The sequence below is a fragment of the Streptomyces sp. NPDC002004 genome (assembly GCF_053593975.1).
This window is the reverse complement of sequence record NZ_JBSFDP010000008.1, coordinates 95,724-116,663: the sequence shown is the minus strand read 5'-3', so window position 1 is coordinate 116,663 and position 20,940 is coordinate 95,724. Positions and strand designations below refer to the sequence as shown.

Here is a 20,940-nt window from a genome sequence, read left to right as displayed (position 1 = left end):
AGCATGCGCGCATGCGGACGTTCGAGGAGCTGATCACCGAGGCCGAGGCCGCGCCCACCGAGGGCTGGGACTTCTCGTGGTTCGAGGGGCGGGCCACCGAGGAGCGGCCCTCGTGGGGGTACCAGCGCTCCATGGGGGAGCGCATGGCGCGGGCGAGCGCGGCGCTGGACATCCAGACCGGCGGCGGAGAGGTGCTGGCGGGGGTGCCGCGGCGGCCGCCGCTGTGCGTCGCGACGGAGGCCTGGCCGCCGAACGTCGCGAAGGCCACGGCGCTGCTGCACCCCTTGGGCACCGTCGTGGTCGCCGATCCGGAGGAGCCGCCGCTGCCGTTCGGGGACGGTGCCTTCGACCTGGTGGTCAGCCGGCACCCGGTGACGCCGTACTTCGACGAGATCGCGCGCGTCCTGCGCCCGGGCGGGACCTACTTCGCCCAGCACGTCGGACCGGCGAGCGTCTTCGAGCTCGTGGAGTACTTCCTCGGACCCCAGCCGGAGGAGATCCGGGGAGCCCGTCATCCGGACGGCGAGCGGGCCCGGGCGGAGGCCGCCGGTCTTGAGATCGTCGATGTGCGCACGGAGCGGCTGCGGGTGGAGTTCTACGACATCGGGGCGGTCGTCCACTTCCTGCGCAAGGTGATCTGGATGGTGCCGGGCTTCACGGTGGCCGCCTACCGTCCCCGCCTGGCGGAGCTGCACGAACGGATCACGTCGGAAGGCCCCTTCGTGGCCCACAGCGCGCGCACGCTGTTCGAGGCGAGGAAGCCGTGACGGCAACCCGGGCGTGGGACCCGGCCCCGTGAGGGCATCCCCGGAGTGAGCCGGACACCTGCGGCCCCGGAGTGGGCCGGAACCCCCGCACCCCCGGGGTGGTCCCGGGGCCGCGGGGGTGACGGCGAACCCCGGGGGTGAAGGTGAGGCACCCCCGGGGAGTTCCTGGACGGCGCCCTACGAGATGAACCTCGTCAGCGCCTCCACCACCAGCGCGTGGTCCTCCAGCTGCGGCAGCCCGGAGACCACCACGGTGCCGATGACGCCGGCGCCCTCCAGCGCCAGGGGGAAGCCGCCGCCGTGCGCCGCGTAGACACCGGGGTCGAGCCGCGAGGACTCCTCGAACGTCGTCCCCTTCTCCCGGAACCGGGTCCCGACCAGCAGCGACGAGCAGCCGTACCGCTCGACGACCCGGCGCTTGCGCTCGATCCAGGCGTCGTTGTCCGGGGTCGAGCCGGGCAGCGCCGCGTGGAAGACCTGCTGGGCGCCGCGGCGGATGTCGATGGCGATCGGGGCGTGGCGCAGCCGGGCCATCTCGACGAGGAGCGAGCCGAGCGCCCAGGCGTCGTCGTGGGTGAAGCGGTGCAGGACGAGCCGCCGCTCCTGGGCCTCGAGCTCGTCGATGGTGGGCGTGGTCACAGCGTCACCGTCCCGCCCTCGCGGGCCGAGCGCCCCGCGGCCTCCAGTACGTCGAGCGCGGCGGCGGCCTCCCACGCGGGCACGGGGTTCGGCGCGCCCTCGCGCAGGGCGGCGGCCACGGCGGTGTAGTACGCGGGGTAGGCGCCCGGGAGCGTCGGCACCGGGCGGCCCCCGCCCGTCAGCGGCGACTCTCCCGCTCCGGTGCGGCCCCACAGCGCCTCCGGCTCCGTGCCCCACTCCTCCTCGGTCGCGGGTCGCAGGCCCTCGCGCAGGGCGGCCTCCTGGGGGTCGAGGCCGTACTTGACGTATCCGGCCTGCGAGCCGAGCACGCGGAAGCGCGGGCCGAGCTGGGCGGCCGTCGCGGAGACGTAGAGGTGCGAGCGGACACCGTTGGTGTGCGTGATCGCGACGAAGGTGTCGTCGTCGGCCTCCGCTCCGGGGCGCCGCACGTCCACCTCCGCGTACACCTGGGCCGCGGGCCCGAACAGCACCAGTGCCTGGTCGACGACATGGCTGCCCAGGTCGAACAGCAGACCGCCGATCTCCTCGGGATCGCCCGACTCGCGCCAGCCGCCCTTCGGCTGCGGCCGCCACCGCTCGAACCGGGACTCGAAGCGCCATACGTCACCGAGCTCGCCGTCGGCCAGCAGCTTGCGCAGCGTACGGAAGTCGTTGTCCCAGCGGCGGTTCTGGAAGACGGAGAGGAGCAGACCGCGGTCGTCGGCCAGGGCGGCCAGCTCGCGGGCCTCGGCCGCGGTGCCCGCGAGGGGCTTGTCCACGACCACCGGGAGGCCCGCCTTCAGGGCTGCCGTGGCGATCGGAACGTGCGTTCTGTTGGGGGAGGCGACGACAATCAGATCGAGGTCGTCGGCTCGGGGCCACAGCTCGTCCGCCGTGGCTGCAAACCGCACATCGGGGAACTCGGCACTGGCCTGCTGTCGCCGCTCCGGGTTCGCGGTGACGACGGTGTCGAGGACCAGGCCCTCGGTGGCGGCGATCAGCGGGGCGTGGAAGACGGAGCCCGCGAGGCCGTAGCCGACGAGGCCGACGCGGAGGGGAGCGCTGGTGCCAGTCATGCACTCCACTTAAGCAACGGTGTTGCCGAAGTGCAAGCGGGAGCGACAATGGCAGACGTGGACAGGGCAACAGGACGACAGGGGGAGCAGTCGTTGATGCGGTGGGCCGCGGGCGCGGACGTCATGGCGCTGCGCGGGCACAATGCCGCGCTCGTGCTCGATCTGCTGAGGACCGCGGGCGAGGCCGGGATCAGCCGGCTGGAGCTGGCCGAGCGCACCGGACTCACCCCGCAGGCCGTCAGCAAGATCACGGCGCGGCTGCGGGGCGACGGGCTCGCCGTGGAGGCGGGGCGCAGGGCGTCCACGGGCGGCAAGCCCGCGACCGTGCTCCAGCTGGTCCCCGAGGCCGGGCACGCGGTCGGGGTGCATCTGGACCGGGACGAGCTCACCGCGGTCCTCGTCGACCTGGTGGGCGGGGTGGTCGCGGAGCGGAGCGCGCCGCTGGACCTGGGGGCGGGCGCCGGTCCCGTGCTCGACGCCGTGGCCGTCGCCGTGGAGGACGTCGTGGAGGGGCTGGAGGCCGGCGGCGGTGGCCTGCTCGGTGTCGGAGTCGCCCTGCCGGGGCCCCTCGACCACCGGCTCGGCGTGCTGCAACGGGTCACCGGCTATCCGGAGTGGGACGGCTTTCCGCTGCGCGAGGCGCTGGCCGCGCGGCTGGGGCTGCCGGTCGTCGTGGACAAGGACACGAACGCGGCGGCGCTCGGAATCGCGCTCGCCCTGGCCGTGGCAGGTGAGCCGGCACAGGATTCCGGACCGGGGTACGACCGCGCACCCGGGCACGACCGGGCGTACGGGCACCACCACGCGTACGACCAGCCGTACGGGAACGAGCAGGCGTACGGGCAGGACCAGCCGTACGGGCAGGAGCAGGGGCGCCGGCAGGGACACGGGAAGGGGCACGGCTCCTTCGCGTACCTCCACCTCGGTACGGGGCTCGGGGCCGGGCTCGTGCTGGACGGCGACGTGTACCGGGGCCCGCGGACCGCGGCGGGGGAGTTCGGCCACCAGGTGATCCAGCTCGACGGTCCGGTGTGCGAGTGCGGGAACCGGGGGTGTGTGGAGGCGCTGTGCCTGAGGGCCGTGGCGCGCGGCGCGGGCGACGAGGCGGCGCGGGTGCTGGGGGTCGCGGCCGCGAACCTCGTGGCGCTGCTGGACATCGACCTGGTGCTGCTGGGCGGCCGGGTCGTCACTGCGGACGAGGAGCAGTTCGTACGCGGCGTCGGGGCGGTTCTCGAGGAGCACGCCCTGCGGGAGGGCACCGAGCGCGTCCCGGTCCGGGTCGCGCCGGGCGGGGCACGGGGGATCGCCGACGGAGCCGCTCAGCTGGTGCTCGCCCCGCTGTTCGGACGCGCGGGGGCTGCGGAGGCGGGCTGAGCGGGCCGGGGGGTGTCATCGGAGCACCGGCGTTCGCTTCGTTGCCGCGGGCCGGCGCCCGCTTGGTCACCGCGGACCGTCGGACCGGCGTTGCCCCGGGGTCGTCACCGCGGGCCGGCGTTGGCTTCGTGAGCGGGTAGGACGCGCCCGGCCCGTGGTGCCCGACGGCGTCGGTGCCGCCGCATCGCCCGTATCGCGGGTGACCGCCGGACGGCACGGAGGGTGCCGTGAGGGGCCTGCGCGGCCCGCATCCGGGGGCGCGGCGCCCCAGCACGTCCGGTCCGGGCTCGCAACTGCTGTGTGTCGCACGGGGGTTCCTCGGGGTCCGATCGGTGGGCCGGGCGCGTCGGCCGGGGCCCCGGAGCGGGTCGCGTGACAGCGTCGGCGGCGACCCGTGGTGTCCGGGTTCCCGGACGGATGCCTTCACCGAAGGGGGCTCCATGCGACCGCGCCCGCTCAGATCCCTGCTCCCCGGCTCCGTGTTCTCCGGCTTCTCCCGGGCCCGGGGCTCCCGGCCCTCCGGCTCGTCCCCCGCTCCCGGGCCCCGCGCCACCTTCCCGGCCTCCGCCTCCTCCGCCCCCGGCTCCCTGACCCTCGGTGCACTCGCCGCAGCGGGTGTCGTGGCCGGCGTCGTCGGTCTCTCGTCGGCCGCGGGCGCCGCCCCGTACCCGCCCGCCCCGCAGGCGTCGCCCACCTGTGCCGCGCTCGGCGGACCCGGCGGCTCCGCCGGCCCCGGATTCCCGCTCACCGCCCGAATCCGGGGCGGCCCGGGCGTCTACCGGGCCGGGGACGGCTTCCAGGGCTGGGAGATCGACCTCGCCAACTCCACGGACGTGACCTGCGACCGGATCCATCCGGTGGTCGTGTTCGTGGACCGGAGCCGTCAGCTGCTGCCCGCCCAGGTGCGTATGGAGTTCAACGACGGGAGCCGCTGGCGGCCCGTGGAGCTGGACCGGACCGACCGGGACGAGACCATCGCCGTGTTCGACGACGGGTTCTCCGGATTCGCGGTGGGGCCCAGGAAGACCGTGACGGTCAAGGTGCGCCTGGCGCTGACGGCCGACGCACGGGCGAACGCGGTCGTCGCCGAGGCCGCCGTCGTGCAGCGCCGGGGTGACGACGGGGACTGGGTGGGGGAGTCGCAGGAGTACCCCTTCGAGGTCGAGGCGGCCTCCGGCGGCCGGAGCACCGAGCCGGTGCTGCCCAGCGGGTCGGCGCAGCCCACCGCACAACCCGACCGGCCGGGCCGTTCGCAGCAGCCCGAACCCTCCCCCTCCGTCCCGGCCCGGCCCACGACGGGTTCGACCCCGGGCGTCGGTACCGGTACCCCGGCGGAACCCTCGGCCGACGGCGGCCGGCCCCGCGGCGGGCACCACGCACACCACGGCGATCGGGGCGGCGGCCCCGAACACGGCGACGACGACGAGCGCGAGCACGGCGGTGGCCGCGAGCACGGAACGGACCGCGACCGGGGAAGCGGCAACGACCGCGACGGCGAGCACGGCCACCGCGCGCCCGAACTCGCCGAGACCGGACGGCGCGGGACGCTCCTCGCGCTCGGCGCCGCCGCGGGTGTCATGGTCCTCGGAGGCGCCGCGCTCCTGGCGCTGGCCCGCCGCCCCCGCTGAGCGACGGCGGCCCGAAACCGCTGTTCACCGCCGTCTGCGACCATCCCTCCCGTGGACTACCCGAACGACCAGGCACCTGGCGCACCCGTCCGCTCCGGTATCCCCGAGCACGGGCGCATCCCGAAGTACTACGCGGTCAAGGCCCGTATCGCCGCGCTCGTCGACGAGTTGGGGGAGGGCGGCACCCTGCCGACCGAACGCGACCTCGCCGAGCGGTACGAGGTCGCGCGCGAGACCGTGCGCCAAGCCCTGCGCGAACTGCTGCTGGAGGGGAGGCTGCGCCGCAAGGGGCGCGGCACCGTCGTCGCGGGCCCCAAGCTGGAACAGCCGCTGTCGCTCGCGAGCTACACCGAGGGCGTGCGCAGGCAGGGGCGCAGGCCCGGCCGCAGCCTCATCACGCTCGACCGCTTCCCGTGCCCGCCCGCCCTCGCCGCCGAGACCGGGCTGACGCGCGGCGAGCCCGTGTGGCACATGGAGCGCGTCCTGCTCGCCGACGACGAGCGGGTGGGTCTGGAGAGCACCTACGTCGCCGTGGGCCGGGTGCCGCACCTCGACACCGAGTTCGATCCGGACTCCTCGTACTACGGGTATCTGCGCGACCGGCTCGGCATCGGCCTCGGCGACGCCGACGAACGGATCGAGACCGTGCTGGCCACCCCCCGCGAGGCCCTGCTCATCGGTACGCCGCCCGCGCTGCCGATGCTCCTCATCCACCGAGTCTCCCGGGACACGGAGGGCGGGCCGCTGGAACGCGTGCGCACGCTCTACCGCGGTGACCGGTTCTCCTTCACCACCCACCTGGGCGGCAGCGGCCGCTAGGGGCTGCTGCCGCCCCGGTGGGGGCGCGGACCCGCACCCGGTCTCCACACCCTCATCGCACAATGGTAACGGGAACATAACGGGTCTAGTCCAAGCTTGGGTGGCAGTTCACCGTCCCGTTGCCGGTCCGACCGCAACGGGCCACCCTTCGCGAGGAGCGTGACCGCCGTGAGAGTGATAGTCGTAGGCGCCGGCGTCGTGGGCACCATGCACGCCTGGCAGGCACTGGAGCGCGGCCACGAGGTCGTGCAGATCGAAAGGGAGGCCGAGGCCCGCGGGGCCTCGCTCCGCAACTTCGGCCAGATCTGGGTGAGTGGCCGCGCGGGAGGCGAGGAGCTCGACACCGCCCTGCGCGCCCGGGAGCTGTGGGAGGGCATGGGCGCACGCGTCCCCGGCCTCGGCTTCCGCCCCAACGGCTCGCTCACGCCGGTCCGCAGCGACCTCGAACGGGCCGTCGCGGAAGCCGCCCTGGCCCGTCCCGACGCGGCCGCCCGGGGCTACAAGCTGCTCACCGTGCAGGAGGCCCGCGCCCTCAATCCGGCCCTGCGCGGCGACTTCGGGGCCGCGCTGTACTGCGAGCGCGACGCCGCGGTGGAGCCGCGCACCGCACAACTCGCGCTGCGCGCCGAGCTGTCGAAGTCCCCGCGCTACACCTTCCTGCCCGGGCGTGAGGTCCGGGACGTCGTCGGTGACCGGGCGGCGGTCCGCGACGACCACGGCGATGTGCACAGCGGCGACGTCGTCGTGCTCTGCACGGGCGCCTGGCTCGGTGGGCTCGTGCGCGAGCTCGCGGGACCCGTACTTCCCGTCCGGCGGGTGCGGTTGCAGATGATGCAGACCGACCCGCTCGGCGAGCCGCTCACCACCTCGGTCGCCGACGCGGACAGCTTCCGGTACTACCCGGCGTACGCGTCCGGGGCGCTCGACGAACTCAACGCCCGGCAGCCGCAGGGCGTGACGGCCGCCGTGCACAGGATGCAGCTGCTGATGGTGCAGCGCCGCGACGGCGGGCTGACCATCGGCGACACCCACGAGTACGAGCACCCCTTCGCCTTCGACACCGTCGAGGACCCCTACGAGCACCTCACCGAGGTCGTCGAGGGCTTCCTCGGACGCCCGCTGCCGAAGATCCGGCGCCGCTGGGCCGGCGTGTACGCGCAGTGCACCGACACCGGCCGCGTCGTGCACCGGCAGCAGGTGCGTGACGGAGTGTGGCTGGTCACCGGGCCCGGCGGGCGCGGGATGACCTGCTCGCCCGCGATCGCCGAGCGGACCGCCGACGAACTGGGCTGGTGACAGCGGACATGAACGACGACAAGGAAGCGACCGGGGCCATGGACACGACCCACAACGCCGGAACCGGCCACGACATCCGTCTCGTGGTGCTCGACATGGCGGGCACCACCGTCGCCGACGGGGGCCTCGTCGAGCAGGCCTTCGCGGCGGCCGCCGCTGAACTGGGCGTCGAGCCCGGCTCCGCCGAGCACACGGACCAGCTCGACTACATACGCGCCACCATGGGCGAGTCGAAGATCTCCGTCTTCCGGCACCTCTTCGGGGCGGAGGAGGCGGCCCAGCGGGCCAACGCGGCCTTCGAGAAGGCGTACGGCGAACTGGTCGAAGCGGGCCGGATCGCACCCGTCGCCGGGGCCCGCGAGACCATCGAGGCACTGCGCGCCGCCGGCCGGACCGTGGTCCTGACCACCGGGTTCGCCCGCGTCACTCAGGACGCGATCCTCGACGCGCTGGGCTGGCGGGACCTGCTCGAGCTGACACTGTGCCCGGCCGATGCGGGCGGCCGCGGGCGGCCGTATCCGGACATGGTCCTGGAGGCGTTCCTGCGGACCGGGGCCGCGGACGGCGTGCGGCAGATCGCCGTCGTCGGCGACACGTCCTACGACATGCTCAGCGGCGTACGCGCCGGGGCCGGCCTCGTCGCCGGCGTGCTCACCGGGGCGCACGGCGCCGACGCGCTGCGCGAGGCCGGGGCCACCCATGTGCTCGGCTCGGTGGCGGAACTGCCGGCGCTCCTCGACCGGGCGGGCCGCCCCGACGGACCCGAAGGGGGGCCGCGATGAGCAGCGGCATCCGGTTCGACCGGGTGTCCGTCGCCTACGGCGGGACCACCGTCCTGGACTCGCTCGACCTGACCGTCGAGCCCGGCGAGGTCATGGCGCTGCTCGGACCGTCCGGCTCCGGCAAGACCACCGCGCTGCGGGCCGTCGCCGGGTTCGTACGCCCCGCATCGGGGCGGGTTTTCATCGGTGACCGGGACGTCACGGACCTGCCGCCCCACCGGCGCGGCATCGGCATGGTGGTGCAGCAGTACGCGCTGTTCCCCCATATGCGGGTCGAGGACAACGTCGCCTTCGGGCTGAAGGCGCAGAAGGTGAACAGGGCCGGGATACCCGGCCGGGTCTCCGAGGCGTTGGAGATGACCGGGATGGCCGCCTACGCCGGGCGGTATCCGCGGGAGCTGTCCGGAGGCCAGCAGCAGCGCGTCGCCATCGCTCGGGCGCTCGCCATCCGGCCCGGGGTGCTGCTGCTCGACGAGCCGCTGTCAGCACTGGACGCACAGCTGCGGTCCGGGATGCTCGCCGAACTGGCCCGGCTGCACCGGGAGCTGCCCGAGGTCTCGATCCTGTACGTCACCCACGACCAGGTCGAGGCGCTGACCCTGGCCGACCGGATCGCCGTGATGGACCGGGCGCGGCTCCAGGACTGCGGAACGCCGCGGGAGCTCTACCGGTCGCCGAGGACGCGGTTCACGGCGGGCTTCGTCGGACATGCGAATCTGCTGCCGGTGACCGTGGGCGCGGGCGGTGTCACCTTCGGCGGGACCGCACTCGACGTGGCCGTGACGGACGCCCTCACCGGCGCCTCGGCGACCCTGTGCGTACGCCCCCATGTGGTGGGCCTGGGCCCCGGGCCCAATGCGCTCACCGGAAGCGTGAGCGAGGTCCAGTGGCGCGGGGCCACCCACCGGCTGTACGTCGACGTGGACGGCCACCGGGTGATGGCGGACCTGCGGGAACGGGACCTCCGGGTGCCTCCCTCACTGGGCGCCGAGGTCACCCTGCACTTCGCGCCGGAGGACGCGGTGCTGCTGCCCGCAGGGGTGGGCACCGATGGGTAGCCCCCGTGAGCCCCTGCTGACGAGGCACCCGGCACCGGGGGATGCGCCCGCACTCGCCGACACCTCCGCCCCGGCCGGAGCGGCGGGTGCCCCCACCGCCCTGCGCGGATCGGGCCCGCGGCGGCCCGGCCGGGGCGTGCCGGCCGTGGTGTGGGCCCTGCCGCCCGTCGCCGCTCTCGGCCTCGTCTTCCTCTACCCCCTCGCCCTCGTCGTGCGGCAGTCCTTCCGGCCGGACACCGGCGGCACCTCCCTCGCGCCCTACTCCGGCGTCTTCGCCTCGCAGGCGTTCCGTGAGGCGCTGAGCACCACCGTGTGGCTGGCCGCCGGGTCCACCGCCGGATGCGTGGTCCTCGGGTTCGTGCTCGCCCTGGTGATCTCCTTCGTGCCGTTCCCCGGAGGCCGGGCCGTCGCGAAGTTCATCGACGTGTTCCTGTCCTTCCCGTCGTTCCTCATCACGCTCGCGCTGCTGTTCGTCTACGGCAGCGTGGGGATGGCGAACGGGATGTGGACCGACGTGACCGGGAGCGCCCAGGGGCCCTTCCGGTTCCTCGCCACACCGTGGGGGGTGCTCCTCGCCGAGGTCACCTACTTCACGCCGTTCGTGATGCGCCCGCTGCTCGCCGCGTTCTCGCAGATCGACGGCGCGCAGCTGGAGGTGGCGTCCTCGCTCGGGGCGCGGCCCGGCCGGATCGTCCGGCAGGTGATCCTTCCCGAGGCGCTGCCCGCACTCGCCGCCGGCGGGAGCCTCGTCCTCGTCATGTGCCTGAACGAGTTCGGCATCGTGCTGTTCACCGGGGCCAAGGGCGTCACGACGCTGCCGATGCTCGTCTACAGCAAGGCGATCCTCGAATCCGACTATCCGGGTGCGTGTGTCGTCGCCGTCGTCAATGTGCTGATCTCCGTGGGTCTCTACGGGCTGTACCGGGTGGTGAGCCGTCGTGTTGGTGCATAGCCGCAAGGGCAGGTGGGCCCTCTGGGCGCTGTTCTTCGTGCTCTTCGTCCCGCTCTTCGCGCTGCCGCTGCTCGTCGTCGTCGCGGCGTCGTTCTCCACGCACTGGTCGGGCGCGTTTCCGTCCGGGTTCACCACCGGGCACTACACGGCCGCCACGCGCGGGGACTCGCTCCAGGCCCTCGTCACCAGTCTCGTCACGGCGGTCAGCGCCAGCCTGCTCGCGCTCACCGTGGGCAGCTGGGCCGCGCTGGCCTCCGCCGCGCTGGGCAGGCGCGGGCGCAGGGTCATGGACGCCCTGTTCGTGCTGCCCGTCGCCGTGCCGTCCGTGGTCGTGGGGCTCGCGATCCTGGTCGCCTTCTCCCAGCCGCCGATGCTGCTGAACGGCACGCGGTGGATCGTCATCCTCGCGCACACGGTCCTTGTCACGGCGTTCGCCCATCGGTCGGTCTCCGCTGCCATCGTGCGACTCGACCCGGCGTACGAGCAGGCCGCGGCGTCCCTCGGCGCCCGGCCGGCGTACGTCCTCCTGCGGGTGAAGCTGCCGCTCCTGCTGCCCTCGCTGAACGCGGCGGCCGGGCTCTGCTTCGCCCTGTCCATGGGTGAGTTGAGCGCCACGATGATGCTCTACCCGCCGGACTGGATGCCGCTGCCCGTGCAGATCTTCGCGACCACCGACCGTGGCTCGCTGTTCACCGGCTCGGCGATCTCCGTGGTGCTGATGGGGACCACCCTGCTCGTGCTGCTCGCCGTCTCCCGGATCCGCACCAAGGCCTCCTACCGCTGACCCACCCCCCCGCCCGTTCCGTACGCACCGTCCCCGTCGAGGAGTTCACTTCGTCATGCGCACCCACGTCAGAAACGCCGTCCGCCCGGTCGCCGCCGTCTCCGGCGCCCTCACCCTCGCCGCCTCGCTCACCGCCTGCGGCGGCAACTCCGCAGCCTCCGACGACAAGGTCGTCACCGTCTACAGCGCCGACGGCCTCAAGGGCGAGAACGGCGACGGCTGGTACGACCAGGTCTTCAAGGACTTCCAGAAGAAGACCGGTATCAAGGTCAAGTACGTCGAGGGCGGCTCCGGCGAGATCGTGCAGCGCGCCGTCCGCGAGAAGAGCAACCCGCAGGCCGACGTCGTCGTCACGCTGCCGCCGTTCATCCAGCAGGCCGACGGCAAGGGACTGCTCGCCAAGTACGACCCCGCGGGCGCCGACCAGGTCGACGGCGCGGACAAGGCCGAGGACGGCACCTGGACCTCGGTCGTCAACAACTACTTCGGCTTCGTCTACAACAAGAAGGAGCTGAAGACCGCGCCCACCACCTGGGACGAGCTCACCGGCGGCAGGTACAGCGACAAGCTCCAGTACTCCACTCCCGGTGTGGCCGGCGACGGCACCGCCGTCCTCATCAAGGCGATGCACGACTTCGGCGGCAAGGAGCCCGCCCTGGCGTACCTGAAGAAGCTCCAGGCCAACAACGTCGGCCCCTCCGCGTCCACCGGCAAGCTCGCGCCGAAGGTCGACAAGGGCGAACTGCTCGTCGCCAACGGCGATGTGCAGATGAACTACGCCCAGTCCAAGGACATGCCGAACCTCGGCATCTGGTTCCCGGCGAAGAAGGGCGGCAAGCCGACCACGTTCGCCCTGCCCTACGCCGCCGGGCTCGTGAACAGGGCCCCGCACAGCGAGAACGGCAGGAAGCTCCTCGACTTCATGCTCAGCCAGAAGGCTCAGCAGCAGGTCAGCGAGATCGGCGGCGGCTTCTCCGCACGCAAGGACGTGAAGGCGACCGACGCGAACGCGATCGCGCTGGCCAAGCTGATGGACGGCGTCGAGGTCTTCCAGCCGGACTGGGCCGACATCGACAAGAACCTGCAGAGCTACGTGGACGCCTGGAAGTCGGCGACCGGCAGCTGATCCTCGCCGGCAGCCGGCAGCCGGCGGAAGGTTCACGGTATCGGGAGGGTCACGATCACCAGGGGCTGACTAGGCTGGGGGCGTCGGCACAGTGCTGTGGCGGCGCCCCCAGCACATCGCACCACCGTGTCACGGCAGGAGACCGCCCGATGATGGCAGAGCGCAAGCCGATCGAATCCTGGCTCACCGACATGGACGGCGTCCTCATCCACGAGGGCGTGCCGATTCCCGGCGCCGACGCCTTCATCAAGAAGCTGCGCGAGACCGGCAAGCCGTTCCTGGTCCTCACCAACAACTCGATCTACACCCCGCGCGACCTGCACGCCCGGCTCAGCCGGATGGGCCTGGACGTGCCCGAGGCCAACATCTGGACATCCGCACTGGCCACGGCCACGTTCCTGGACTCCCAGCGCCCCGGCGGCACCGCGTATGTCATCGGCGAGGCGGGCCTGACGACCGCGCTGCACGACATCGGGTACGTCCTCACCGACGACGACCCCGACTACGTGGTGCTCGGCGAGACGCGTACCTACTCGTTCGAGGCCATGACCAAGGCGGTCCGGCTGATCGACCGCGGGGCCCGGTTCATCGCCACCAACCCCGACGAGACCGGTCCCTCGCCCGAGGGCCCGCTGCCCGCGACCGGCGCGGTCGCGGCGTTGATCACCCAGGCCACGGGGAAGCGCCCGTACTTCGCGGGCAAGCCGAACCCGCTGATGATGCGGACCGGGCTGAACTCGATCGGGGCGCACTCGGAGAGCAGCGCGATGATCGGTGACCGGATGGACACCGACATCCTGGCGGGGCTGGAGGCCGGGATGGAGACCTTCCTCGTGCTCACCGGGCTGACCGACCGTTCGGACATAGAGCGGCACCCCTTCCGGCCCTCCAAGGTCGTCGACTCGATCGCGGACCTCGTCGACCTGGTCTGACGCGGACCTCGTCGACCCGTCCGAACGTCCGGCGCCGGGCCCCGTGCGGAGCCGGGGACCGGCCGCCGGGCGGTGTCCGACGTGCGCGTGCCGGGCGTCGCCCGGATGGCCCACAGTGGGCCTGTCCCGGATGCGGAAACCCGCCGAGTGCGTGAACCTGCCGGTGTCAGGAGGTTCACGATGCGTACATCGGCACTAGCTCTCCGTGCCGCAGTGGTGGCCGTCGTACTCGCGGCTGCGCCCGTCGCCGCCGCCCATGCGGTCGGCGGCGGAACGGTCACCGCGAATCCGTCGGCCGCGCGGCCCGGTGCCGAGGTCGACCTGAACGTCTCCGGCTGCCACGGCGCCGGCGGCCGGGCCGACTCGGACGCCTTCGTGGCCCCGGCCGACCTCGCGCCCTCCGGCGGCGCGGCGCCCCCCGCGGCCGCCGCGCCCACCGCCGGGCTCCCCACCCTGGTCGCCCAGGCCCGGGTCCGGTCGTCCATCGCGCCGGGCGACCACGCCATCACGGTGACCTGCGAGGACACCCGGATCACGGGCACCCTCCACGTCGTCGACCCGGCGCGGCCCGCTCCCTCGCCGACCGCGCCCGTCAGCGCCGGCGGCGGCGGCACCGCCCCGATCTCGGTCGCCGGTGAGCGGGCCGAGGACAACGGCCCGGGCGCCGTGCAGACCGTCACCGGACTCGTGCTCGCCGGGGTCGCCGCGACCGTGGTCGCCTTCCGCAGCGCGCGCCGGCGCCGGCCGCCGGGCGCCCACTGAGCGGCGGGGCGTGATGCGGGCTCCGGGGCGACGCAGGGACGGTGCCGGGGACGACCCGGCGAACGCTCCGGGGGCGACGTGATCAAGGTGCCGGGAACAGCGAAAGGGCGCACGGGAATGTCGGACGGCGAACCCTCATCGGGAACCGGGCGGCTGCTCATGGGCGTGGCCTGGGCGGTGCTGCTGCTCGGACTGTGGCTGTGGGGCAGCGACCTCACTGACGTACCCGGCGGCCTGTCCGGACCGACCACGGGGGACGTGGCCGCCGTCGGCCGCCCCCTGGAGGTGGAACTCCCGCCCGCGGCGCATCCGTTGAGTTCCGCAGCGCCCCAACGCCTCGACATCCCCTCGATCCAGGTGCAGGCGCCCGTCGTCCCCCGCGGGCTCGACCGCGACGGCGCCGTCGACCCGCCGCCCTACGACCAGTCCGAGACCGTCGGCTGGTACCAGGGGGGACCGGCACCCGGGGCACCCGGCGCCGCCCTCCTCGTCGCCCACCTCGACACCGACTCGCGCCCCGCCGTGTTCCACCGGCTCAGCGCGCTGCGCCCCGGGGCCAAGATCCGCGTCACCCGTGCCGACGGCACCCTCGCCGAGTTCACCGTCGACGACATCGAGGTCCAGTCGCGCGACCACTTCGACGCCGGGCAGGTGTACGGGCCGCACCAGCAGGGCCGGGCCGAACTGCGGCTCATCACCTGCGGAGGCCGCTACGACCGGTCGCGGCACGCGTATACGGCGAACGTGGTCGTGAGCGCCTATCTGACGCACGGCTGACCGGCGGGCGACCCCCGCCGTCGACGCAGGCATCTCCTCGACCCCCGCGGCCCGTTGACGCGGGCGCCCCCTCGCGCCCCGTTGACGCGGGCGCACCCCCTCGCGGCGCGTGTCCGGGCGACGCAAGCGCCCCTCGCACGCTGGTCCGGTGACCCGGGCGCCGCCTCGCGCGCCCCCGATCGGCGACGCGGGCGCACCCCCTTGCGCCCTTCCCGTGGTCACCGGCTCCTGTGTCACGATGGAGAGCCAGACGGTGCACCCGAGGGGGAGTGGATGTACGGCAGGACGCTGAGGGTGTCGTCGGCGATCATGGGGGCGGCGCTGCTGCTGGCCGGATGCTCCTCGGGCGGTTCGGACGACGACGGTGCGGGCGCGAAAGTGAAGCAGCAGCCCAGGAGCCGCGACCCGTACTGGGTCAACCCGGACGGGACGGCGGCGCGGCAGGCCGCCGCGTACGAGAAGGACGGCCGCACGGGCGAAGCCGCGCAGATCCGGAAGATCGCCGAACAGCCGACCGGCGAGTGGATCGGCCCCGAGAACCCGGAGCAGGAGGCCCGCGGCTTCACCGAGGCGGCAGGGAAGGCGAACCGGGACGCGCTGCTCGTGCTCTACGACATCCCGCACCGCGACTGCGGCAACTACTCCAGCGGCGGCGCAGCCGACGGCAACGCCTACCGCGCCTGGATCGACGGTGTCGCCAAGGGCATCGGGGACCGTCCGGCGACGGTCGTCCTGGAACCGGACGCGGTGCTGCACCTGGTCGACGGCTGTACCCCGGCCCAGTTCGCGGAGGAGCGCTACGACCTCCTCAAGGGCGCGGTCACGAAGCTGACGTCGCTGAAGAACACCAAGGTCTACCTGGACGCGGGCAACGCCGGCTGGGGCAAGCCCGACCAGATCTTCCAGGCGCTCCGGCGGGCGGGCATCGACCAGGCCGACGGCTTCACCGTCAACGTCTCCAACTTCTACTCGACGGCGGACAGTACGCGGTACGGCAAGGAGCTGTCCGCGAAGGTCGGGGGCAAGCCCTTCCTGATCGACACCAGCCGCAACGGCAACGGCCCCTACACCGGCGGCGACCCGGACGAGCGCTGGTGCAACCCGCCCGGCCGTGCCCTCGGCGAGGCGCCCACCACGAAGACCGGCGACCCGCTCGTCCACGCCTACGTCTGGGTCAAGCGCCCCGGCGAGTCGGACGGCACCTGCAAGGGCGGCCCGAAGGCGGGGCAGTGGTGGGCGTCGTACGCGCTGAAGCTGGCGAAGGCGTCCCGGTAGCCCTGGGCCCGGTGGTCAGTACGGCGCGAGGGCGCCCTCCGTGCCGGAGGACGCCCTCGCGCCGCGCAACTCGCCGAGGATCAGGGCACCTTCACCCACTGCGCCTTGCTCGGCGTCCCCCGGCCGTCCGTCACGAACAGCATGTACCAGCCCGACTCGACCAGATTGCGGTTCTTCGGGACGGTGACCGTGATGCCGTCGTCCGTCTTCTTGAAGTCCAGCGCGATGGAGCGCTGGTCGACGTCGGTGACGTGCGTCGACGCACTCGGCCGGATCATCCGGGCCGACTTGACGGACGCGGCCTGCGCCGAGGTGAACGTCGCCGAGCCGCCCCGCGGGATGGTCTTCGGACCGCCGCCGAGGGACGGCCGCGAGTCCCGGTACAGATACGGCGGCGTGTAGATCTCGATGCGCTGCTCGAACGTGCCCGGCTTGGTGTTGGCCTGGTCGGCGTACAGCGAGTCCGAACCGAAGAACAGCACCCGGCCGTCGGGCAGCAGGATCGAGCCCGAGTGGTAGTTGCGGCCGACCAGCGGATCGGCGACCCGCTCGAAGGTGTTGCTGTCCGGCCGGTAGATGCGCGCCTGGTGGATGTTGGAGTCACCGCGGCCGCGGTAGTCCTCGGAGCCGCCGGAGACCAGCACGGTGTCGTCGGGCAGGATCGACGTCTGCGGATAGCGGGTGCCCTTCTCCAGCTCGGGCCCGTCGACGAACCGCGGGTGCTTCGCCTTCAGATCGACGATGCGGGTCTTCTTGCTGGACAGCTTGGACTCGCCGACCCCGCCGCCGCCGATCACCATGTACTTCTCGTTCTGGGCGGGCGGCAGCAGCACCGTGCCGGAGGTCTCCATCATGTTCGGGTCGCTCAGCCCGGGGACCTTGCTGAACTTGTTGGTCCTCAGGTCCCACACGCCCGGGTCACGTCCGACGTTGTCCGGGCCGTAGCCCGCGTTCGAACCCGAGTAGAAGAGCTTGCCGTTCTGCATCAGCGAGATCGCCGGGTAGGTCGGGAACTGGCGGATGCCCTTGGTGTACGTCCACTTCCGCGTCTTCGGGTCGAAGACCTCGTTCTTGCCCGGCACCAGCTGTCCGATCTCGTCGAGGCCGGACAGGCTCAGCACCTTGCCGTCGCTGAGCGTCGTCAGCGTCGGGTACCAGCGGGCCTCGTTCATCGGGTCGACCTTGATGTACTTCTCGGCGACCGGGTCGAACTCGAAGGCGTCGCGGATGCCCTGGAAGTCCTTCTTGTCGAGGGCGAGCTTCTGCGCCATGCCGTAGGTGTTGCGTGCGTCCGCCCCGGACAGGCCCTGGATCCGGTAGTTGTCCTGGGTGCCGGTCTCGTACTTCGCGCCGCTCTGCCGCGCCTCGACGTAGATGCGGCCGAGGCCCGGGTCGTTGCGCACGAAGGCACCGGTCTTCGGGTCGAAGACCTTCTTCGCCCGCTCGACGACCACCGGGTCCTTGGAGACGAACGTCTTGTGGTTGGCCTTGCCGGTGAAACGGGTGCCCGCGGGCAGCGTGATCGGCTTGTCCGGGTTCTCGTTGTGGACGATCATCAGGCCGCCGGCCTTGCTGACGTCGCCCTTCAGCTTCTCGTACCGCTTCGTACCGCCCGCGATCAGCAGATTGCCGTTGGCCAGCTGGGTGTGGCCGGTGCAGAACAGGTCCTTCGGCGTGGGGATCTTCTTGATGGTGTTCTTCACCGGATCCCAGATCCGGGTGTCGAACTTCTTCTTGTCGAAGTTCTGCTGGTTGTTGCCCGAACCCGCGATGAGCAGCACCTTGCCGGTGTGCAGGAGTGCCGCGTGGATCGTGTCCTGCCGGTACTGCGGGGGGAATTCGACGATGTCCCAGTGGCCGTTGCGGGCCTTGTACTCGGGCTTGTTGATGACGTAGTCGTGGTACTGGGCGGTGCCGAAGCGGTACAGCCAGGGTCCGTTCATCCCGGCGAGCGCCACGACCACCGCCGTGCCTATCGCCCAGCGGCGTGCGCGGCGGGAGCTGGAGCGGTCCTTCATGTGTTGCGTCCCCCAAGGGCGATCTGCATGGTCTCGTCGTCACCGGCCCAGCTCGGCCTCTCCGGAGGCGTGGGCGCAGGCGGTGGCGTACGGGGCTTCTTCTTCTCCTGCCGCAGCGTGTACTGCCACGCGAAGATCGGCGACGCGGTGATCAGCAGGGCGAAGGACGCCCAGGTGACCATCGCCGGGTGCGAGTGCCCGAAGAAGAAGGACGCGACGATCGAGCCGCCGAAGATCACCATGAAGAACAGATGGATCCGGAAGGTGCCGAACAGTGTGTCCGGACTGGCCGAGTCGCCCTTGGGGGTCACCACGAACTTGCTCTTGCGGCGGAGCACGGCGTCCATGAGGGAGCGTGCGTAGATCGGGGCCGAGAGCGCCGACATGACCATGCCCGCCACACCGCCCGATCCCTCGGGCTCGTGCGGTGAGACGTTGTGGCGGCGGTTCCAGATGTACAGGCCGATCTGCAACGCGGAGGCGTTGCCGTACAGCATCAGCCACACCGTCGGGTCGATGTTCACACCCGAGGCGCCCAGGCCCAGGAACAGCGCGCAGCTCAGCGCCGCGAGGATCCAGTTGAGGGCGGACATCGGGTAGAAGATGATCATCATCGTGTAGTTGAAGAGCTTGCCCGGCGGCAGCGAGAAGAAGCCCTTCCAGTACTGCTTGAGGATCGTCTCGTAGGTGCCGCGGGACCAGCGCAGCTGCTGGGTGAAGAAGTCCGTCCAGGCGTTCGGGCCCTCGCCGACGGCGAGCACGTCCGGGGTGTAGACCGACTTCCACTTCCGGCCCGTGGCCGGGTTCTTGTGGCGGTGGATCTCGAATCCGGTCGCCATGTCCTCGGTGATCGAGTCGTACAGCCCGCCGATCTGCTGGAGCGCCTTGATGCGTACGGCGTTGGAGGTGCCGACGAACATCGGGGCGCCGTAGGCGTTGCCCGCGCGCTGGATGAGCGCGTGGAACAGGAACTGCTGGGACTCGGCGGCCTTGGTGACGAACGTGTCGTAATTGCCGTACACCTGGGGGCCGATGACGAAGCCGACGTCGGGGTCGCGAAAGAAGCCGAGCATCCGCTCCAGGTAGTTGGGCAGTGGCACGTGGTCGGTGTCGACGGAGGCGAAGTAGTCGTAGTCGTCGCCGTGCGCGTCGAGCCAGGCGTTGTAGTTCCCGTGCTTGGTCTTGGCGCGGTGCGGGCCCTTGGCGGTGTTCCACTTCGCGATGCCCTTGCGGGAGAAGTGGTGCACGCCCAGGCGCTCGCAGACCTTCTTCACCGCGGGGTCGTCGCCCTCGTCGAGCAGCCAGACGTGCAGCAGCCCGCGGTGACGGATCTTCACCGCTGCCTCCAGCGTCTTCGTCACCATCTCCAGCGGCTCCTTGCCGGGCACGAAGGAGGTGAGGAAGGCGACGCGGGTGCCGGTCTCGGGCACGACGGGTATCGGGTCGCGTGCGACGAGCGTCGCGTGCGCGTTCGACAGCACGTTCATGCAGCGGAAGAACTCGATCAGGCCGATCGATATCAGCATGACGACGTCGAGGGCCGGCAGGAAGTCGTACTGCGGATAGTCGCGTTCGGTCCAGTGCTCCGGCTGGAGCAGCCAGAACAGCAGGACCAGGGACAGCAGCGGCGCGGCGCCCAGCATCAGGGCCGCGCGGATGCGATGGGGCTCCTGCGACAGCAGGGAGCGGTAGCGGACCCGGTACGGCTTGTCCGGGTCGGGCTGGGTGAGGGGGCCCGCGAGCCTGCTGTAGTGCTCGTAGTCGTATCTCGGGAGCGACTTCTTCAGTCTGCGAAGGCCGCCGGTCCGGTGTGAAGGCACCCTCAGTCGGGTTGTCTGGGACGGGTCGAAGTCAGGTCGGGCGCCCGTCGGCGTCCACGTCATGAGTCATCCCCCTACACGCGAGTCACCGCGTGTTCGTCGTTCTTGGGCTCGGCTCGGGTCCCCCTCGACCACCCCCGGGCAGATCAGTGACAGGCCACCGTCACCCTAGACAGCGCACGGCGGCCTTCCGGTTGCATGATGCCCCCCTTGGCATACGTTCATGAACCGGCCCCCCGTTCACGGTCCGGCAGCACTGGTCCGATGTCCCCCAACTGACCTCAGTGCGCTGCCTCATGGGAGCCCAAGGCTCCCCGTCAGGGTTCTACGCCCCGAGCCATGATCGCAAGAGTGCTCTTCTCACCGCGTACCGGACACGGGGGGTGATCCGAGGCGGATGCGGATGTTCCCGAAGTGCTCCCGGAGTGCGCGTTCGGCGCGCAGGACGTCACCCGAGCGCACCGCGTCCAGGATCTCCCGGTGCTGCCGGCAGGTGACCTTCGGGTCCTGCGGCACGTCGACCAGGTCGGTGCGCACCCGGTGGAAGGCGTCCCAGAACGCCTCCAGCACCTCGCGGAGCAGTGGATTGCCCAGGCCCCGGTAGAGGGCCGCGTGGAAGGCGCGGTCGGTGTCGGCGCCGACGGCGCCCGCCGCGGCCTCCGTGTCCATGCGGTCCACCAGTGCGTCCAGCTCCGCGAGGTCCGCGTCCGGTATGTGGCCGGCGAGGCGGGCGATCAGACCGGTCTCCACGGCCTCGCGCAGTTCGAGCAGCTGGAGCAGGCTGTCCTCGCCCCGGTAGTGCCCGGCGACCGTGCGGAAGGTGAGCCCCTCGATCATGGGTGCGACGGACATCGGACCGACATAGGTGCCGAAACCGTGGCGGATCTCCACGATCCCCATCGCCTGGAGTGCCTTCAGCGCCTCGCGGACGGAGTTCCGGCTGACCCCGAGCAGCTCCATCAGCTCCGGCTCCGTGGGCAGGGGTGCTCCGGAAGGCAGCCGCCGGTCGATGATGAGCTTCTTGATCCGCTCCTGGATGTCGCGCGCCATGGGCC

The 20,940-nt window shown here is 72.0% G+C and carries 19 protein-coding genes; 14 read left to right on the top strand and 5 right to left on the bottom strand.

The window, feature by feature from the left end; translation table 11 throughout:
• Window positions 1-11: 11 nt before the first annotated feature.
• Entirely contained in the window at window positions 12-767 is a 756-nt protein-coding gene (locus ACWCP6_RS15445; RefSeq protein WP_450932924.1) for a class I SAM-dependent methyltransferase, read from the top strand.
• 177 nt (window positions 768-944) lie between these two features.
• On the opposite strand, the gene ACWCP6_RS15440 is transcribed toward ACWCP6_RS15445, so the two are convergent.
• Both ACWCP6_RS15440 and ACWCP6_RS15435 read right to left on the bottom strand, forming a co-directional pair.
• Window positions 945-1,406 (bottom strand): heme-degrading domain-containing protein, encoded by a 462-nt coding sequence (locus ACWCP6_RS15440; protein WP_450932923.1) that lies wholly within the window; start codon window positions 1,404-1,406, stop codon window positions 945-947.
• A complete protein-coding gene (locus tag ACWCP6_RS15435; RefSeq protein ID WP_450932922.1) occupies window positions 1,403-2,482 on the bottom strand; it encodes a Gfo/Idh/MocA family oxidoreductase in 1,080 nt (359 codons plus the stop codon). Before ACWCP6_RS15435 ends, ACWCP6_RS15440 begins: the two co-directional genes overlap by 4 nt.
• A 96-nt stretch (window positions 2,483-2,578) precedes the next feature.
• On the opposite strand from ACWCP6_RS15435, the gene ACWCP6_RS15430 reads away from it, so the two are divergent.
• From ACWCP6_RS15430 to ACWCP6_RS15370, 13 genes are all read left to right on the top strand, one after another.
• On the top strand, window positions 2,579-3,856 hold the full coding sequence (locus tag ACWCP6_RS15430; RefSeq protein WP_450933059.1) for an ROK family transcriptional regulator: 1,278 nt from the start codon (window positions 2,579-2,581) through the stop codon (window positions 3,854-3,856).
• A 440-nt stretch (window positions 3,857-4,296) separates the two neighbouring features.
• A complete protein-coding gene (locus ACWCP6_RS15425) occupies window positions 4,297-5,484 on the top strand; it encodes a hypothetical protein (protein ID WP_450933069.1) in 1,188 nt (395 codons plus the stop codon).
• A gap of 51 nt (window positions 5,485-5,535) precedes the next feature.
• Complete coding sequence (locus ACWCP6_RS15420) at window positions 5,536-6,303, top strand: GntR family transcriptional regulator (protein ID WP_450932921.1); 768 nt, start codon at window positions 5,536-5,538, stop codon at window positions 6,301-6,303.
• 168 nt (window positions 6,304-6,471) lie between these two features.
• Window positions 6,472-7,599: a TIGR03364 family FAD-dependent oxidoreductase gene (locus ACWCP6_RS15415; protein ID WP_450932920.1), complete on the top strand. Its 1,128-nt coding sequence runs from the start codon at window positions 6,472-6,474 to the stop codon at window positions 7,597-7,599.
• Window positions 7,600-7,637: 38 nt separating this feature from the next.
• Window positions 7,638-8,381 (top strand): phosphonatase-like hydrolase, encoded by a 744-nt coding sequence (locus ACWCP6_RS15410; RefSeq protein ID WP_450933058.1) that lies wholly within the window; start codon window positions 7,638-7,640, stop codon window positions 8,379-8,381.
• Window positions 8,378-9,439, top strand: coding sequence for an ABC transporter ATP-binding protein (locus ACWCP6_RS15405; protein ID WP_450932919.1), 1,062 nt, complete (start codon window positions 8,378-8,380; stop codon window positions 9,437-9,439). The genes ACWCP6_RS15410 and ACWCP6_RS15405 overlap by 4 nt, the downstream gene beginning before the upstream one ends.
• Window positions 9,432-10,391: a 2-aminoethylphosphonate ABC transporter permease subunit gene (locus tag ACWCP6_RS15400; protein ID WP_450932918.1), complete on the top strand. Its 960-nt coding sequence runs from the start codon at window positions 9,432-9,434 to the stop codon at window positions 10,389-10,391. Before ACWCP6_RS15405 ends, ACWCP6_RS15400 begins: the two co-directional genes overlap by 8 nt.
• A complete protein-coding gene (locus ACWCP6_RS15395) occupies window positions 10,378-11,175 on the top strand; it encodes an ABC transporter permease (protein WP_450932917.1) in 798 nt (265 codons plus the stop codon). The genes ACWCP6_RS15400 and ACWCP6_RS15395 overlap by 14 nt, the downstream gene beginning before the upstream one ends.
• 55 nt (window positions 11,176-11,230) lie before the next feature.
• Window positions 11,231-12,301 (top strand): 2-aminoethylphosphonate ABC transporter substrate-binding protein, encoded by a 1,071-nt coding sequence (locus ACWCP6_RS15390; RefSeq protein WP_450932916.1) that lies wholly within the window; start codon window positions 11,231-11,233, stop codon window positions 12,299-12,301.
• 152 nt (window positions 12,302-12,453) lie between these two features.
• The gene (locus ACWCP6_RS15385) at window positions 12,454-13,233 is read left to right on the top strand and encodes an HAD-IIA family hydrolase (RefSeq protein WP_450932915.1); all 780 of its coding nucleotides are present in this window, start codon (window positions 12,454-12,456) and stop codon (window positions 13,231-13,233) included.
• A gap of 180 nt (window positions 13,234-13,413) precedes the next feature.
• Entirely contained in the window at window positions 13,414-13,995 is a 582-nt protein-coding gene (locus tag ACWCP6_RS15380; RefSeq protein WP_450932914.1) for a hypothetical protein, read from the top strand.
• Between the two features lie 117 nt (window positions 13,996-14,112).
• Window positions 14,113-14,772, top strand: coding sequence for a class F sortase (locus tag ACWCP6_RS15375; protein WP_450932913.1), 660 nt, complete (start codon window positions 14,113-14,115; stop codon window positions 14,770-14,772).
• A 273-nt stretch (window positions 14,773-15,045) separates the two neighbouring features.
• The gene (locus ACWCP6_RS15370) at window positions 15,046-16,047 is read left to right on the top strand and encodes a glycoside hydrolase family 6 protein (RefSeq protein ID WP_450932912.1); all 1,002 of its coding nucleotides are present in this window, start codon (window positions 15,046-15,048) and stop codon (window positions 16,045-16,047) included.
• A gap of 80 nt (window positions 16,048-16,127) precedes the next feature.
• Here ACWCP6_RS15370 and ACWCP6_RS15365 read toward each other — a convergent pair whose 3' ends face one another.
• The 3 genes from ACWCP6_RS15365 to ACWCP6_RS15355 form a co-directional block, all read right to left on the bottom strand.
• Window positions 16,128-18,065: a galactose oxidase-like domain-containing protein gene (locus ACWCP6_RS15365; protein WP_450932911.1), complete on the bottom strand. Its 1,938-nt coding sequence runs from the start codon at window positions 18,063-18,065 to the stop codon at window positions 16,128-16,130.
• Window positions 18,062-19,948 carry a glycosyltransferase family 2 protein gene (locus ACWCP6_RS15360; RefSeq protein WP_450932910.1) on the bottom strand — a complete coding sequence of 629 codons (1,887 nt, stop codon included), beginning with the start codon at window positions 19,946-19,948 and terminating at the stop codon, window positions 18,062-18,064. The genes ACWCP6_RS15365 and ACWCP6_RS15360 overlap by 4 nt, the downstream gene beginning before the upstream one ends.
• A gap of 297 nt (window positions 19,949-20,245) precedes the next feature.
• Entirely contained in the window at window positions 20,246-20,935 is a 690-nt protein-coding gene (locus tag ACWCP6_RS15355) for a FadR/GntR family transcriptional regulator (protein WP_450932909.1), read from the bottom strand.
• Window positions 20,936-20,940: the final 5 nt, after the last annotated feature.